A 16114-nucleotide genomic window follows, 5' to 3' on the forward strand; every position below is an offset into this window, starting at 1 on the left:
GGTGAATGCAAAAAGATCAAAATACAGAAAAATCGAGTGCCGCATACTGCTGCCGGGCAATCCCGGCGAAGGCCAGCAGGCCTGGCAGCTGCTTGGCAAAGCCCTGAAAGCTGTGGTCGCCACCGGCCTGGATGCGCAGGGCGCAAGCCCGGTAATACTGCTCGGCGTGGCGATAGTCCAGTGTTTCATCGGCGGTCTGCAGCCACACTTGATAGCGGCCCGGGTCGGTCGGCGCCGGCACTTCCAGCTCGGCCAGGGCCTGTACATGGTCCTGGGTCAGCTCCCAGGTCAGGCCGCTGTAGTGGTTGCGCTGCGTGCCCAGATAACCGTCGAAACGCTTGTGCGGGGTGACTGCCGGATTGACCAGCAGGGCTTTGAGCCCATGGCGCTCGGCCAGATGGGTGGCATAGTAGCCGCCGAGCGAACTGCCGACCAGCAGGGGCGCGCCGAGCTCGGCGATGGCGGCTTCGAGCTGGACCATGGCCTGGCGCGGGTGGTGGTGCAAGTCCGGTACGCGCAGCTGCTGCGACAGGCCCAGCTGCTGCATGACAGCCTCGAGCTGGCGCGCCTTGGTGGAAAGCGGCGAGCTGTTGAAGCCATGGATATAGAGGATGGAACCCGACATGCTGCCCCCGGAATCTGTGGCTTCGCGCCCGATCGAGCGGGCGCAGGGACGCGCAGTGTAGCGCGTCCGCCGGGTTTTGGCGCCGGATGGCCAATTTCGCAACAATTTCTTCAAAGAGCAGGGGCCGCTGCGCGGCCCATCGCCGGCAAGCGCGGTTCCCACAGGTGCAGCGCTTGCCCGAGGATCATCAATATCCCGGGCTATGGAAGTCGAGCTTCACTTCAAAATCGGCGGCGCGCTCCACGCCGGTCTCCACCCGCCCATCGGCATGCAAGCGCAACCAGCGATACCCCGGCTGTTCCTCGCTGACCTTGAAGTCCTCGCTGCCCGCCGCGAACTGGATGCAGGTCGAGGGCGTCGCCAGCAGCCGCAAGCCGTCGCGCAGCTCATCCCACTCCTGATGAATATGCCCCCAGAGCAACGCCTTCACCTGTGGATAACCACGCAAGCGGCGCAACAGCTCATCGGCATTGCGCAAGCCAATCGGAGCAATCCAGGCGCAACCGATATCCACCGGCTGATGGTGGCAACACACCAGGCAATGGCGCTCGCCGGCCGATGCCAGGGCGTCATCAAGGATCGACAACTGGTTTTGCCCGAGCAGCCCATGGGTAGCGCCCGGCACTGCCGAGTCGAGCATGACCACACGCCAGCTACCGATATCGGTCACCGACTGCACAAGCGCCGGCGCGACCTGGGCCATGACCCTGGCTTCATCGTGGTTGCCCGGCAACCAGCGCGTCGGTACGGCAAATTCGCCGGTCAGCTCGCGGAACGCTTCATACGACGCAACACTGCCATCCTGGGAAAGGTCGCCGGTGCACAACAGCACGTCGACACGCGGCTGTTCGCGCCGCACCTGGGCCACCACGTGGCGCAGGCTGTCACGGGTATTGAGGCCCAGCAAGGTGCCCGCTGGGTCGGCGAACAGGTGGGCGTCGGTCAGTTGCACCACATGCACGGGCGCGGGGGAAAGGTCTGGGTGCGGCAACGGCCGTCTCCTCGAACAGGTACTGCACGAATTATGGCGCTGGAACCGTTGCGAGCAAACACTCGCAACCGACCCAGGTCACATTTCAGCGCACACTTGCCAGTTCGTGGCCGCAGGCCAGGCAATGGCTGAGCCATTCGCCGAGGAACATATTCAGCTGGGCCTTCTCGTCCGGCTGGTGCATGGCCGCGTTGGGGTACGGGTAGATGCTGCGCAGTCGGCGGGTATGCTCGGCGCTGACCACTTCGGCCATGCGCGCATCGTGATACACCTGCACCTCCAGGTGCGGCACCGGCAGCCAGGGCAGGCTGTGTTCCTGGCGCACCCGCAGGGTCGTGGTATACGGGCAGGCCAGCAGCACATCGAGCACCAGCACGCCAAGCATCTGGTCACCCTGGGTCATGCCGATGCGCCGCGAACTCTGGGTGGTACGCATATCGGGCAGCAGGCGCATGAGCCGGGCATAGTTGGCCTCGCAGGCTGCTTGCAGCCCGGCCAGGTCGACCCGATAACGCTCACGCAAGAGGTTCACTTCCACATACCTCGAACTTCATCTTTATTCAGCGCGAGCCATTGCAGGCCAATGATGGTCGCCGCGTTGCAGATGCGCCCATCGCGTACCGCCTGCAATGCGTCGTCGAACGACCACACGCGCACACGGATGTCCTCGCCCTCTTCTTCCAGGCCATGCAGGCCACCCGCGCCTTCGCTGCTGCAACGGCCCAGGAACAGGTGTACGTATTCATCGCTGCCACCGGGTGACGGGAAGTAGCGGGTCATCGGCCACAGCGCGCTGAAAGCCAGCCCGGCTTCCTCTTCGGCTTCGCGGTGGGCGACTTCTTCGGGTTGCTCATCCTTGTCGATCAGCCCGGCGACCATCTCGATCAGCCATGGGTTGTCGACCTTGTCCAGGGCGCCGACGCGGAACTGCTCGATCAGCACCACTTCATCGCGCAGCGGATCGTAAGGCAGCACGCACACCGCATCATGGCGCACGAACAGCTCGCGGCTGATCTCGCGCCCCAGGCCACCGGCGAACAGCTCGTGGCGCAGGTGCACCTTGTCCAGCTTGTAGAAGCCCTGGAAGCAGTTGGCCCGCTTGACGATCTCGACCGCCCTGGGCACCGAATTCAACGTGTCTGACATGGAAATCCTCATTACCTCAATTACCGCATCGCGCCATCCTACTCTGCACGGTTGCCCGTTTCACCCCTTTCCGGCAACCGTTCGCGCACTCGGGACAGTACGTCTTCACTCTGTTAGCTTAGTGGCGAACTGAAGGCCGTGCTGACGGTCAAAGGCCGACTTTTCCCTGTTCTGCAAGGATCATCATGACACTTGTCAAACTGACTTCCGTGGCCGTGCTGGCACTGGCTCTGGGCGCCTGCCAGAGCTTGTTCGCACCCAATTACCGGACCCCGCTCGAGGTCAAGCGTGATGCCTGGGAGCACGTCAAACCTGGCTGCAGTGCAAGCGACTGCCCGCTGGTGAACATCGACACCATTCACTTCCCGGCCCAGCCCAAGCTCGATGCCATCGTCGAACAGCGCCTGCTGCAGCTGACCGAAGACAATCAGCATGGCACCGCGCCGAGCACCCTGCAGGCCTACGAGCAGCAATACCTGGCCAGTGCCGACAAACGCAACAGCAGCTACTTGCAAGCCAAGGTACGCGAGCAGCATGACGGGCTGGTGATCATTGAGCTGTCCAGCTACCTCGACAGCGGCGGTGCCCACGGCATGCCGGGGCGCGGCTTCATCAACTATTCGCGCAAACTGGACAAGGTGCTGACCCTGCAGGACATGCTGGTGCCAGGCCAGGAAGAAACGTTCTGGAAGACCGTGGAAGAGTCCCACCGTGCCTGGCTGATCAGCGTGGGCATGGACAAGGACGCCGAGTTCGTCAAGACCTGGCCCTTCAAGCGCTCGCCGCACATCGCCCTGACGTACGGCGCGCTGGTGGTGAAGTACGAGGTCTATGCCATCGCGCCTTACTCCATGGGCCATGTGGAACTGAAGATCCCCTACCCCCGCCTGAACGGCGTGCTCAAGCCTGAGCTGTTTCCCGGCCGCGGCTGACACTCAGCAGGCCATGCAGTCCACCTGCCAGCAGCAGCGCTGGCAGGGTAGCCCCCAGCTCCGGCGCCTTGGCGGCGATCACATGATAGGCCGCCACACCCACCGCCCAGGCCAGCAGCGCCTGCCAATGCAAACCACCGACCTGGGTCGGCAGGCGGCGGCGACGGATCACGTAGTGGTCCATCAGCACCACGCCGAACAGCGGTGCGAACACCGAGCCGATCAGCAGCAGGAAGTTCTCGTACTGTGCCAATGGCGCCAGCAAGGCGATCAGGGTGCATAGCACACCAATGGCCAAGGCCAGGTGCTCGACCTTCAGCGGCAACAGCACGCCGGTGGAAACGGCAGCCGAGTGGATGTCGGCAAAGGCCTTTTCCGACTCGTCCAGCAGGATCAACAGCAGCGGGATACCCATGCCGGCACCCGCCAGCGCGAGCAGCAGCGCATTGACTTCGCCACTGGCGGCAAACGCCAGGGTGTAGGCCACGCCCAGGCTCATCAGCCAGGTGTTGCCAATGAAGTAGCCCAGTACCGTACCGCCGAATACTTGCTTGCCGTTACGGGCGAAACGCGAGTAATCGGCGATCAGCGGCAACCATGACAATGGCATGGCGATGGCGATGTCGAAGCCCACCGCCAGCGACATCGAACCGTCCCCGGCGCGGTTCCACAGCTCAGCCAGGTCGGCCTTGGCGAACAGGTTCCAGGTCAGCCACAGGCACGCACCCAGCAGCAGCCAGATACCCCAGGCACGCAGCACCTTGCGCACGAATGCCAACGGCCCGCTGACCGCCAGCAGGGTGGCCAGGCCACCGAAGCACAGCGTCCACAGCATCGGGCTGTTCCAGGCACTGTCTTCGCCGAATGCTCGGGCACCCAGCAGGCTGGCAGCATCGCGCATGACGATGATCTCGAATGCGCCCCAGCCTACCAGTTGCAGCAGGTTGAGCAGTGCCGGCAAGCGCGCGCCATGGCTACCCAGGCTCAGCTTCAGGGTGCCCATGGCCGACAGGCCGGTGTCACTGCCGATGACACCGGCGGCGCCGAGCAGCAGCACACCGACACCGGTGCCAAGGGCGATGGCCAGGACCGCGCCGGCCAGGCCAAGGCCAGGGGCCAGCATGGCGCCGACCTGCAGGACCATCAGGCCGATGCCCAGGGAGAACCATAGCGAGAACAGGTCACGAGCGCCGAAGATGCGCTGGTGGGTGGGGACCGGGTGGTCGGGGGAGAATTGGCTGGGTGATGTCATGGTTGGCGCTCGCCGGAATGTTGTTGGTGTTCTTGGCGAGGACTTCGTCCTCGAATCGCGACGCAAGGCCGCTCCCACAAGGACAGTGCAAGCTTCAAGCCTTGCGCGGTCCCTGTGGGAGCGGCCTTGCGTCGCGAAAGGGCCGCAAAGCGGCCCCAGCATTTTTTAGACTTTGTGGTACAGCTGGCTGCCTTCCTGACGGAACCGCTCGGCCTGCTCGCGCATGCCTTGCTCGACGCTCACATCCACGGCCTCGATCCTGGCTGCGTACTCACGCACTTCCTGGGTGATCTTCATCGAGCAGAACTTCGGCCCGCACATCGAGCAGAAGTGCGCGACCTTGGCCGATTCCTTCGGCAGTGTCTCGTCGTGGAAGGCGCGCGCGGTGTCCGGGTCCAGGCCCAGGTTGAACTGGTCTTCCCAGCGGAATTCGAAACGCGCCTTGGACAAGGCATTGTCACGAATCTGCGCGCCCGGATGACCTTTCGCGAGATCGGCTGCGTGGGCGGCGATCTTGTAGGTGATGATGCCGGTCTTGACGTCATCCTTGTTCGGCAGGCCCAGGTGCTCCTTGGGCGTGACGTAGCACAGCATGGCGCAACCGAACCAGCCGATCATCGCCGCACCGATGCCGGAAGTGATGTGGTCATAGCCCGGAGCGATGTCGGTGGTCAGCGGCCCAAGGGTGTAGAACGGCGCCTCGTCGCAGCATTCCAGCTGCTTGTCCATGTTCTCCTTGATCAGTTGCATCGGCACGTGGCCAGGGCCCTCGATCATGCACTGCACATCGTGCTTCCAGGCGATCTTGGTCAGCTCGCCGAGGGTTTCCAGCTCACCGAACTGGGCCGCGTCGTTGGCGTCGGCGATCGAACCCGGGCGCAGGCCGTCGCCGAGCGAGAAGCTGACGTCGTAGGCCTTCATGATCTCGCAGATCTCGTCGAAGTGCGTGTACAGGAAGTTTTCCTTGTGATGCGCCAGGCACCACTTGGCCATGATCGAGCCACCGCGGCTGACGATACCGGTGACCCGCTTGGCGGTCAGCGGCACATAGCGAAGCAGCACACCCGCGTGGATGGTGAAGTAGTCCACGCCTTGCTCGGCCTGTTCGATCAAGGTGTCGCGGAACAGCTCCCAGGTCAGGTCCTCGGCCACGCCGTTGACCTTCTCCAGGGCCTGGTAGATCGGCACGGTACCGATCGGCACCGGCGAGTTACGGATGATCCACTCGCGGGTTTCGTGGATGTGCTTGCCGGTGGACAGGTCCATGACCGTGTCCGAGCCCCAGCGGATACCCCAGGTCAGCTTGGCCACTTCTTCCTCGATCGAGGAGCCCAGGGCACTGTTGCCGATGTTGCCATTGATCTTCACCAGGAAGTTGCGGCCAATGATCATCGGCTCCACTTCGGGGTGGTTGATGTTGGCCGGGATGATCGCGCGGCCACGGGCGACTTCCTCGCGGACGAACTCCGGGGTGATTTCCTTGGGGATGCTGGCACCGAAGCTGTGGCCGGCGTGCTGCTCGTTGAGCAGACCAGCGGCGCGGGCTTCCTGCAGCTTCATGTTCTCGCGGATGGCGACATATTCCATCTCGGCGGTGATGATCCCCTGGCGAGCGTAATGCATTTGCGAAACGTTGGCGCCAGCCTTGGCCCGGCGCGGGTTGCGCACATGGGCAAAGCGCAGCTTGGCCAGTTCGGCATCGTTCAGGCGCTGCTGGCCGAAGTCGGAGCTCAGGCCGCCCAGGCGCTCGGTGTCACCGCGCGCGTCGATCCAGGCCGAACGCACGTCAGCCAGGCCCTTGCGCACGTCGATGATGACGTTGGGATCGGTGTACGGGCCGGAGGTGTCGTAGACCAGCACCGGTGCATTGCTTTCGCCACCGAAGTCGGTCGGGGTATCGTCCAGGCTGATTTCGCGCATGGGCACGCGGATATCCGGGCGCGAGCCTTCGACATAGACCTTGCGCGAACGCGGGAACGGTTGCACGGACTGCTGATCGACTTGCGCCGATTCGCTGAGGTTGATCGCTTTTTCTTGTTTGGTCATCACAGGCTCTCCAGACGGCTTCCTAGCAGTGGAATGTCGGGGTGAACCTGAATGGCGCGGACGCACCCCTTGACGGGTGCAGTGCCGGATATGGGGGTGCCTGAAGCTGCATGCAGCTGCGACATTCCCGGACCTGGCACAAGAGGCTCCCCGGGAAGGCGAGCAATCTTGTTCCCTACGCAGGCGCTAACCTGATCAGGTTCAACGGGATCCGCACCTCTGCGATCTCAGCCTTTGCTTCAAGGCACCCCGACAAGAACATGCGCAGTCTAGACTGGAGTGGTCGGCAAAGCCAAGCGGGTAAATCGCGGCATGATGAAAGGCGCAGACGGCGATTGTTGCCGGGGGGCGCATGGCACTACACTGGCGCGCCGGACAATACTCAACGGTTCAGTAATTATTTTTCGTACAAGGATTGCCTCTATGCTGCGCAAACTCTCACTGGCGATAGCCGTGTCTTGTGCGTCCAACGGAGTGGTCTGGGCAGCCGATGCGCCCACATCGGTCAAGACCGATCTGGTCAGCGTCTACCAGGAAGCGGTGGACAACAACGCCGATCTTGCGGCCGCCCGTGCCAACTATGGCGCCCAGAAAGAAGTAGTGCCGCAAGCCCGCGCCGGCCTGCTGCCGAACCTGTCGGCCGGTGCCGAGATGTTGAATACGCGCACCAAGCTGGATGAGCCTTCGATCACCTCCAACCGCAGCGGCAATTCCTGGAGCGCGACCCTGGCCCAGCCCATCTTCCGGGCCGACCGCTGGTTCCAGTTGCAGGCTGCCGAGGCCGTCAACGAACAGGCGGCACTGGAATTGTCGGCCACCGAGCAGAACCTGATCCTGCAAACCGCGCAAAACTACTTCGCCGTGCTGCGGGCCCAGGACAACCTGGCGGCGACCAAGGCCGAGGAAGCTGCGTTCAAGCGTCAGCTGGACCAGTCCAACGAGCGCTTCGATGTCGGCCTCTCGGACAAGACCGACGTGCTGCAGTCCCAGGCCAGCTACGACACTGCCCGGGCCAACCGGATCATTGCCGAACGCCAGGTGCAGGATGCCTTCGAGGCGTTGGTGACGCTGACCAACCGGGAGTACAGCGCGATCCAGGGCGTGAAGCACTCTTTGCCGGTGCAGGTGCCAACCCCCAACGACGCCAAGGCCTGGGTCGAAACCGCCGGGCGCCAGAATCTCAACTTGCTGGCCACCAACTATGCGGTATCGGCTGCCGAGGAGACGCTGCGCCAGCGCAAGGCCGGCCATGCGCCGACCCTGGATGCCGTGGCAAAGTACCAGAAGGGCGACAACGACAGCCTCGGTTTCACCAACCCTTCGCAGCTTGGCGTGCGCTACAGCGGCGACGTCGAGCAAACCAGTGTCGGCTTGCAGTTGAACATCCCGATCTACAGCGGCGGCCTGACCAGCTCGCAGGTACGCGAGGCCTACCAGCGCCTGAGCCAGAGCGAACAGCAGCGCGAGAGCCTGCGCCGCCAGGTGGTGGAAAACACCCGCAACCTGCACCGTGCGGTGAACACCGATGTCGAGCAGGTGCAGGCGCGCAAGCAGTCGATCATCTCCAACCAGAGTGCGCTTGAAGCCACCGAGATCGGCTACCAGGTCGGTACCCGCAACATCGTCGACGTGCTCGATGCCCAGCGCCAGCTGTACACCTCGGTGCGTGACTACAACAACAGCCGCTACGACTACATTCTCGACAACCTGAGCCTGAAGCAGGCAGCCGGGACCCTGAGCCCGCAGGATCTGCAGGACCTCAGGCGCTACCTGAAACCGGACTACAACCCGGACAAGGACTTCCTGCCACCGGACCTGGCTGCGGCGGCTGCAAAGAATTTCGAGCGCAAGCCTTGAGATAAATGTTGGCTTCTTCGCGGGCGCGCCCGCGAAGAAGCCAACGCAGGAATCAGCCGAGAAGCTTGCCCAGCCCATCCAGCAAGCGCTGCAAGGCGCCCTGGTTGGCCCGCATCACCGCCCTGCCCGCCTCGCCCATGCGCTGCGCATCCTGCGGCAGCTCGATCAGGCGCCGCACCGCTTCGGCCAGCCCGTCGGCATCATCGACCTGCTGCAATGCCCCGGCATCACGCAACATCGCGCTGATTTCAAGGAAGTTGAACACATGTGGCCCCATGAGCACCGGCAATGCCAATGCCGCCGGCTCCAAGGGGTTGTGGCCGCCGGTGGCCACCAGGCTGCCGCCGACAAAGGCGATATCGGCCAAGGCATAAAGGAACAGCAACTCGCCCATGGTGTCGCCAAGCAGCACCTGAGTCTGGGCATCCAGCGGCATGCCGGCAGAGCGGCGTACCGTGGTGAACTGCCCTGCGCACAAGGCATGTACGGCATCGAACCGCTCTGGATGGCGAGGCACCAGGATCAGCAGCGCGTCACCATGTACCTGCAGCAGTTGCCGGTGCGCCTGCAGGATCAAGGCATCCTCACCCTCGTGAGTGCTGGCAGCGATCCACACCGGACGCTGGCCAGCGCCCCACTGTTCGCGCAATGCCCTGGCACGGGGTTGCAAGTGCTCGTCGATCTTCAGGTCGAACTTGATCGAGCCGGTCACCTGCACGCACTCGGGGCGGGCACCCAGGTCACGGAAGCGCCGGGCCTCGGTTTCGGTCTGCACCGCGATCAGGCTCATCTCGCCCAGCATCGGCCGGGTCAGCCTGGCAAAGCGCCCATAACCACGGGCCGAGCGCTCGGACAACCGGGCATTGGCCAAGGCCACCGGTATGCCGCGCCTGGCGCACTGGTGGATGTGGTTGGGCCACAGTTCGGTTTCCATGATGATGCCCAGCCGCGGGCGCACATGGTCGAGAAAGCGCCCGGCCGCCCATGGCAGGTCGTAAGGCAGGTAGCAATGCTGGATGCGCGGCTCATCGGCGAACATCGCGCGAATGCGCTCGGAGCCGGTCGGGGTCATGCAGGTGAGCGTGATCGGCAGGTCCGGGTAGGCCTTGAGCAGCGCACGCACCATGGGCGCGGCGGCAATGCTTTCACCGACTGACACCGCGTGTACCCAGATCCCTCCCTGGCGCATGGCCGGCAGGTTGCGGGCAAAGCGCTCGCCGATGCGCTGGCCGTAGGCCGGTGCCTTGCGTGCGCGCAGGTACAGGCGCAACGCAACCAGCGGCAGGCCCAGGTGAAACAGCAAGGTATAGAGTGTTCTGTTCATGGCGGCGGAGTTTACCCGATCGCACGCAGGTGCACCGCAAAGCGCTCGGCCAACCATTGCGCGGCCGGACCCAGCGGTTCATCACGGCGCCAGGCCAGTTCCGTCACCAGCGCAGGCGGGCGCCATTCGCTGTCGAGCTCGACCATGTGCGCCTGGTAGGTCGGGTACTGAACCACATGCCGCGGCAACCACGCCCAGCCCAAGCCGCGCATCAGCAGTTCGGCCATGGCATAGAAGCTGTCAGCCCGCCACACATGAGGGCTAGCCGCCTCGCTGCCGGGGTAACCGCTTTGCTGCGGGGTGATCAACAACTGTCGATGCCGAGCCAGCTGCTGGCAGGTGACACGCTTTTCATGCGCCAGCGGATGGCCGATGGCGCAGACCGTGACCATTTCCACGCTGCCCAATGCCCGCCGCTCAAGCGAATCGGGAATGCTCTCATGATGGAAGAACAGCCCAAGGTCTGCGCGCCGCTCCACCAACTTGCGCGCCACGTCGCCCTGGGCGCCGCTGGCCAACTGCACCTCCAGGTAGGGGTAGCGGCTGGCCAGTTCGTCGAGGCTGTCGATCACTGGCTGGTAGGGCATGGCTTCGTCCTGAGCCACCCGCAACAAGGCTTCTTGCCCGCGCATAAGCGCCGCCGCGCGGCCATCCAGGCGCTCACACTGGCGCAGGAGTTCGCGAGCATCTTCCAGCAGCGCACTGCCGTTTTCGGTCAGTTTCGGCTGCCGGCCACTGCTGCGCTCGAACAGCGTCACGCCCAGGTCGGTTTCAAGCAGGGCAATCGCACTGCTGATTGCCGACTGAGCCTTGCGCTGCTCGCGCGCGACGGCAGAGAACGAGCGCAGATCGGCGACTCGCAAAAACGTGCGCAACTGCTCCAGGTTCCACTGCTCCGCCATACAGCTATCTCCATAGGTGATAGGTAATGACTTTACCGCATCCAGGTTAGGTCTAGAATGCCCGCCCAGTAACCGGAGAATCCTGCCATGAATGCCTATACCTATCTCGCCATCGCCATCTGCGCCGAAGTCATCGCCACTGCCTCCATGAAGGCGGTCAAGGGGCTGAGCACGCCGTTGCCGTTGCTGCTGATGGTGGTCGGCTACGGGATCGCGTTCTGGATGCTGACCCTGGTGGTGCGCAGCATTCCGGTGGGTGTTGCCTATGCGCTCTGGTCGGGGCTGGGCATCGTGCTGATCAGCGTGGCGGCACTGGTGGTCTATGGGCAGAAGCTGGATGTACCGGCCATGCTGGGCATGGCGATGATCGTGGGTGGTGTGGTGGTGATTCAGCTGTTCTCCAAAACTGCCGGGCACTGAGGCAGCCTGTATACTTGCCAGCTGTCCCAGTCTTCGAGGTACCGCCATGCCATCTGCCATTTCCACTGACGTGCTGATCGTCGGCGCCGGGGTCGCAGGCCTCTGGCTCAATGCCCGCCTGCGGCGCCTGGGCTACTCGACAGTGCTGGTGGAGCGCGCCAGCCTCGGTGGCGAGCAGACCATCAAGTCGCAGGGCATCATTCACGGCGGTACCAAGTACGCCTTGCACGGTGCCCTGACCGGCGCTTCGGAAGCCATCGCCGACATGCCCCGGCGCTGGCGCGAAGCGATCAGTGGCGGCGGCGAGCTTGACCTGACCAGCACCCGCCTGCTGTCCGATGCCCATTACCTTTGGTCACCAGGCACCCTGGCCGGCAACCTGACCAGCTTCTTCGCCAGCAAGGCCGTGCGTGGCCGGGTCGACCAGGTAAAGGGCGAGCAACTGCCGCCAGCCCTGCAGGACCGAGCCTTCAAAGGCAAGGTCTACCGCCTTGCGGAGCTGGTGATCGACGTACCCAGCCTGCTCGCCAACCTGGCCGAACTCGCCGGCGACAGCCTGCTTGCAGGTGAACACATCGAGCCGCTGCACGAGGGCGACGAGCTGGTCGGTCTGCGTGTCGACGGCCGCGAAATCCGCGCCCAACGCATCGTTCTCAGCGCCGGTGCCGGTACCGAGAACCTGCTGCACGCCCTGGGCCTGCAGCAACCCGCCATGCAGACCCGGCCGTTGCACATGGTCCTGGCCAAAGGGCCGAACCTCAAGCCGCTTTACGCCCACTGCCTGGGCGGTGGGCCGAAGCCACGCGTGACCATCACCACCCACCCGGCCGCCGATGGCCAGTGGGTCTGGTACCTCGGCGGCGACCTGGCCGAGGCCGATGGCGTTGCCCGCGAGCCCGCCGCACAGGTTGCGGCAGCGCAGAAGGAAATTGCCAACCTGCTGCCTTGGGTCGATCAAGGCCAGGTGCGCTGGGCGACCCTGCGCGTCGACCGCGCCGAGCCCGCGCAGTCTGGCCTGGTGCGCCCCGACAACGCATTCCTCGCCGAGCAGCAGCGCCTGTTGGTGGGCTGGCCGACCAAACTGGCACTGGCACCGGACTTCAGCGACCGTGTACTGGCCAGCCTCGAGCGTGACGGCGTGCGCCCGACAGCCAGGGCCGACCTTGCCGGCCTGCCACGCCCGGCCTTGGGTGTACCGGCGTGGGAGCAACTGCTGCCATGACCTTGCCCACCTTGCATGGCCTGCACCGCCCCTTGGGCAGCACCGGTTTGAATGTTTCGCCACTGGGCCTGGGCACGGTCAAGCTTGGCCGCGACCAGGGCGTCAAGTACCCCAATGGCTTCACCATTCCCGGCGACGACGAAGCTCGCCTGCTGCTGGCCCAGGCCCGCGAACTGGGCATCAACCTGATCGACACTGCCCCGGCCTATGGCCACAGTGAAGAGCGCCTGGGGCCGCTGTTGCGCGGCCAGCGTGACCAGTGGGTGATTGTCAGCAAGGTAGGTGAAGAGTTCGAAGCGGGCCAGTCCAGCTTCGACTTCAGCGCAGCCCACACTCGCCGCTCGGTGGAGCGCAGCCTGCGGCGCCTGGAAACCGACCACATCGAACTGGTGCTGGTGCACTCCGATGGCAATGACCTGGCGATCCTCGAGCAGGAAGAGGTCTACCAGACCCTCGCCGCACTCAAGCAGGAAGGCAAGATTCTCGGCTATGGGCTTTCCGGCAAGACCGTCGCCGGTGGCCTGAAGGCGCTGGAAAAGGGCGATTGCGCCATGGTCACCTACAACCTCAACGAGCAGGCAGAACGCCCGGTGCTGGACTACGCTGCCGAACACGGCAAGGCCATTCTGGTGAAGAAGGCATTGGCCAGCGGGCATATCTGCCTTGCCCCCGGGGTCGATCCGGTCCAGGCCAGCTTCGAGCTGTTGTTCGCCCACCCAGGCGTGAGCAGTGCTATCGTCGGCACCATCAATCCGTTGCACCTGGCCCACAACGTGGCCACCGTTGCCCGTATCCTGGGCCAGCATTGAGTTGCCACCCAGCCGAGCTGGGCCTGGAGACTGACCCGACGCAAGGAGGAGCCTCGTGGCGCGTACGTTGATCCGCAAGAACCCGAGCAACTTCAAGACACTGCCGCTGCATGTCGAAGCCACCCCCGAAGGCCTGGTCTACCAGAGCATCGGCATGCCTCTCAATTTTGCCCAGACCCAGCAGCGCCGGCGCACCATCCAGCTTGCCGACAAGCAACGCTTCGTGGTCGAGCTGGCCAACCTGGGTGTATCCGTACGCCTGACCCTGCACTGGCAGCACCGTGATTACTGGGTGCTGGTCAGGCAACGCCGCCAGGACCGCGGTGACGTGGTTCTGAAATTGATTTCCGGATATGTCCCCGCTCAGGAGCTCAACCTTCCGCTGCATACAGCCGTGCAGGAAGTGGCAGAAGAATGCTTGCTGGAAACCCCGGAAGGCTGGCTGAGCGGGCGCTTCAACGACACCTGGCTGCCGGCCCCTTACGCCGCTGCACTGCATTACCGCGAAGCCTTGCCGTTCGTGCTGGCACCAGAGTCTGGCGCTGCCCGCCCGGTGCATTGCGGCAACCTGATGCTGCTGGAACGCCCGCGGGCTTATGTGCATCTGCCGACCGCTTCGCTGCAGCTGATCTACGACATGCGCCTGCAGGTACCCCGTGAAGCCAAGAAACTCAGCCTGTTTCATGTCGATGAACGCCTGGAAGGCGACCAGCTGGTAGCGCGACTCAACCGCAAGCGGCCGGATCTGTACCTGATGCCGGTAAAGGATGGGCAACCGCTGGCCGAGCTGTACACGCTGAAGAAGGATGAGCTGGTGCCGGCGAGCACACGGGGGCTTTACCTGGCCGAGAGCTTTGCCCGGCAGGAAGGCTGGGTGGTGGCCGATGAGCGGATTCGCTGGAAGGACTGGGTGAAGCAGCAGGGGCTGGTGGAGCGCAAGATGACGCCGGCCTCGCACCTGCAGCGCTTTGGTGACAAGGCACGAGCGCTTTTGGAACGGGCCCGCACTTCACTTCATAAATAGCTGTTGGGGCTGCTGTGCAGCCCCTGCAATCGATCAGTGCTTGCGAATCTTCTCGACGATCGCCGTGGTCGAGCTGTTCTCGACCAGCCCCAGCACCTTCACGGTGCCGCCATATCCCTTGACGATATCGGCACCCACCACCTGGTCGATGCCATAGTCCCCCCCCTTGACCAGCACATCCGGTTTGACCTGACTCAGCAGGTTCTCCGGCGTGCCTTCAGGGAAGCTGATTACCCAGTCCACCGCCCCCAGGCCGGCCAGTACAGCCATGCGCCGGTCAACACTGTTGATCGGGCGGCCAGGCCCCTTCAGGCGGCTGACCGATGCATCATCATTGACTGCGACGATCAGCCGATCACCCTGTGCCCGCGCCTGCTCCAGGTAGGTGACATGCCCGGCATGCAGAATATCGAAGCAGCCATTGGTGAAGACGATCTTCTCCTTGTGTGCCCGCGCGTCGTCGATGGCCAGCAGCAGTTGCTCCAGGCCCAGCACGCCGCGCTCGGAGCCTTCTTCACGCTGGATAGCCCGGCGCAGCTCCGGGGCACTGATCGCCGCAGTACCCAGCTTGCCTACCACGATGCCCGCGGCCAGGTTGGCCAGTGCCACGGCGTGCGGCAGGTCTTCGCCTGCGGCAATGGCAGCTGCCAGGGTAGAGATCACGGTATCGCCGGCACCGGTCACATCGAACACTTCGCGAGCCCGGGCTGGCAAGTGCAGCGCCGGCTGACCGGTGCGCAGCAGGGTCATACCGTGCTCGCCACGGGTTACCAGCAACGCGCCAAGGTCCAGGTCCTGCAGCAATTGCAGGCCTTTGGCGACCAGCTCGGCCTCATCGGCGCAACGGCCGACGATGGTTTCGAACTCGCTGAGGTTCGGGGTGATCAGGCTGGCGCCACGGTAGATGGAAAAATCCTTGCCCTTGGGGTCGGCCAGCACCGGAATGCTCTTGGCACGTGCGGCCTGGATCAGGCTCTGGTGGTTCTTCAGCGCGCCCTTGCCGTAATCGGACAGGACCAGGACCTTGACACCTTCGAGCAACGTGTCGACTTCGGCCCCCAGCGACAGCGGGTCGGTGGCGAACGGCTCTTCGAAGTCGATGCGCAGCAGTTGCTGGTGACGGCTCATGACCCGCAGCTTGACGATGGTCGGCTGGTGCGCGATGCGCTGGAACACCGAACGTACGCCAGCGGCCTGCAAGCTGTTGGCGAGGCTGTCGGCGGCTTCGTCCTGGCCGGTGACACCGATCAGCGAGGCTGGCGCGCCGAGGGCGGCGATGTTCAAGGCAACGTTGGCCGCGCCGCCGGGGCGATCCTCGATCTGGTCGACCTTGACCACCGGCACTGGCGCTTCAGGCGAGATACGCGAAGTACCGCCATGCCAGTAGCGGTCGAGCATGACATCGCCGACCACCAGTACCGGAGCTTGATCGAAACGCGGCATGGACAACTTCATGGGCAACCCATATGGAAATAATGAACAGGGGCAGGATATTAGCACAGGGTAAGCGACGGCTTTACGGCCAGATGCACCCTGGAAAATCCCCGTGACAATCGGGGCCGAT

15 protein-coding genes and 1 riboswitch are annotated in these 16114 nt (G+C 64.0%); of the genes, 6 read left to right on the forward strand and 9 right to left on the reverse strand.

Annotated elements, in window-relative coordinates:
* Positions 1-16 precede the first annotated feature (16 nt).
* The 4 genes from ACIPW4_RS08575 to ACIPW4_RS08590 form a co-directional block, all read right to left on the reverse strand.
* Positions 17-625: a YqiA/YcfP family alpha/beta fold hydrolase gene (locus tag ACIPW4_RS08575; RefSeq protein ID WP_400656685.1), complete on the reverse strand. Its 609-nt coding sequence runs from the start codon at positions 623-625 to the stop codon at positions 17-19.
* A gap of 187 nt (positions 626-812) precedes the next feature.
* The gene (cpdA, locus tag ACIPW4_RS08580) at positions 813-1616 is read right to left on the reverse strand and encodes a 3',5'-cyclic-AMP phosphodiesterase (protein ID WP_400656687.1); all 804 of its coding nucleotides are present in this window, start codon (positions 1614-1616) and stop codon (positions 813-815) included.
* A gap of 85 nt (positions 1617-1701) precedes the next feature.
* Positions 1702-2154, reverse strand: a complete 453-nt coding sequence (locus ACIPW4_RS08585) for a DUF1249 domain-containing protein (protein WP_400656689.1) — start codon at positions 2152-2154, stop codon at positions 1702-1704.
* Entirely contained in the window at positions 2145-2762 is a 618-nt protein-coding gene (locus ACIPW4_RS08590; protein ID WP_400656691.1) for an NUDIX domain-containing protein, read from the reverse strand. Before ACIPW4_RS08590 ends, ACIPW4_RS08585 begins: the two co-directional genes overlap by 10 nt.
* 185 nt (positions 2763-2947) lie before the next feature.
* On the opposite strand from ACIPW4_RS08590, the gene ACIPW4_RS08595 reads away from it, so the two are divergent.
* Complete coding sequence (locus tag ACIPW4_RS08595; protein ID WP_400656693.1) at positions 2948-3694, forward strand: RsiV family protein; 747 nt, start codon at positions 2948-2950, stop codon at positions 3692-3694.
* On the opposite strand, the gene cytX is transcribed toward ACIPW4_RS08595, so the two are convergent.
* Positions 3663-4946 carry a putative hydroxymethylpyrimidine transporter CytX gene (gene cytX, locus ACIPW4_RS08600; RefSeq protein ID WP_400656694.1) on the reverse strand — a complete coding sequence of 428 codons (1284 nt, stop codon included), beginning with the start codon at positions 4944-4946 and terminating at the stop codon, positions 3663-3665. The genes ACIPW4_RS08595 and cytX overlap by 32 nt on opposite strands.
* A 165-nt stretch (positions 4947-5111) precedes the next feature.
* Positions 5112-6992: a phosphomethylpyrimidine synthase ThiC gene (thiC, locus tag ACIPW4_RS08605; RefSeq protein ID WP_400656696.1), complete on the reverse strand. Its 1881-nt coding sequence runs from the start codon at positions 6990-6992 to the stop codon at positions 5112-5114.
* Positions 6993-7147: 155 nt separating this feature from the next.
* A riboswitch (TPP riboswitch) is annotated at positions 7148-7254 on the reverse strand.
* A 161-nt stretch (positions 7255-7415) separates the two neighbouring features.
* Between thiC and ACIPW4_RS08610 the strand changes: the two genes are divergently transcribed.
* The gene (locus ACIPW4_RS08610) at positions 7416-8849 is read left to right on the forward strand and encodes a TolC family outer membrane protein (RefSeq protein ID WP_400656697.1); all 1434 of its coding nucleotides are present in this window, start codon (positions 7416-7418) and stop codon (positions 8847-8849) included.
* A gap of 52 nt (positions 8850-8901) precedes the next feature.
* Here the strand turns inward: ACIPW4_RS08610 and waaA are convergent, their stop codons facing one another.
* Positions 8902-10173, reverse strand: a complete 1272-nt coding sequence (gene waaA / locus ACIPW4_RS08615) for a lipid IV(A) 3-deoxy-D-manno-octulosonic acid transferase (protein WP_400656699.1) — start codon at positions 10171-10173, stop codon at positions 8902-8904.
* Between the two features lie 11 nt (positions 10174-10184).
* Positions 10185-11075 carry a LysR family transcriptional regulator gene (locus ACIPW4_RS08620; RefSeq protein WP_400656701.1) on the reverse strand — a complete coding sequence of 297 codons (891 nt, stop codon included), beginning with the start codon at positions 11073-11075 and terminating at the stop codon, positions 10185-10187.
* An 87-nt stretch (positions 11076-11162) separates the two neighbouring features.
* Here ACIPW4_RS08620 and ACIPW4_RS08625 point away from each other — a divergent pair, with 87 nt between their 5' ends.
* Genes ACIPW4_RS08625 through ACIPW4_RS08640 form a run of 4 tightly spaced genes read left to right on the forward strand, consistent with a single transcriptional unit; the run spans position 11163 to position 14550 of the window.
* Positions 11163-11495, forward strand: coding sequence for a DMT family transporter (locus tag ACIPW4_RS08625; RefSeq protein WP_400656704.1), 333 nt, complete (start codon positions 11163-11165; stop codon positions 11493-11495).
* A gap of 46 nt (positions 11496-11541) precedes the next feature.
* Positions 11542-12717 carry an NAD(P)/FAD-dependent oxidoreductase gene (locus ACIPW4_RS08630; RefSeq protein ID WP_400656706.1) on the forward strand — a complete coding sequence of 392 codons (1176 nt, stop codon included), beginning with the start codon at positions 11542-11544 and terminating at the stop codon, positions 12715-12717.
* Entirely contained in the window at positions 12714-13526 is an 813-nt protein-coding gene (locus ACIPW4_RS08635; protein ID WP_400656708.1) for an aldo/keto reductase, read from the forward strand. The genes ACIPW4_RS08630 and ACIPW4_RS08635 overlap by 4 nt, the downstream gene beginning before the upstream one ends.
* A 55-nt stretch (positions 13527-13581) precedes the next feature.
* On the forward strand, positions 13582-14550 hold the full coding sequence (locus ACIPW4_RS08640) for a metal ABC transporter ATPase (protein WP_400656709.1): 969 nt from the start codon (positions 13582-13584) through the stop codon (positions 14548-14550).
* Between the two features lie 33 nt (positions 14551-14583).
* Here ACIPW4_RS08640 and hldE read toward each other — a convergent pair whose 3' ends face one another.
* A complete protein-coding gene (hldE, locus tag ACIPW4_RS08645; protein ID WP_400656712.1) occupies positions 14584-16005 on the reverse strand; it encodes a bifunctional D-glycero-beta-D-manno-heptose-7-phosphate kinase/D-glycero-beta-D-manno-heptose 1-phosphate adenylyltransferase HldE in 1422 nt (473 codons plus the stop codon).
* Between the last annotated feature and the right edge of the window lie 109 nt (positions 16006-16114).

This window comes from Pseudomonas sp. NPDC089996 (genome assembly GCF_044748405.1).
Taxonomy (GTDB): Bacteria; Pseudomonadota; Gammaproteobacteria; order Pseudomonadales; family Pseudomonadaceae; genus Aquipseudomonas.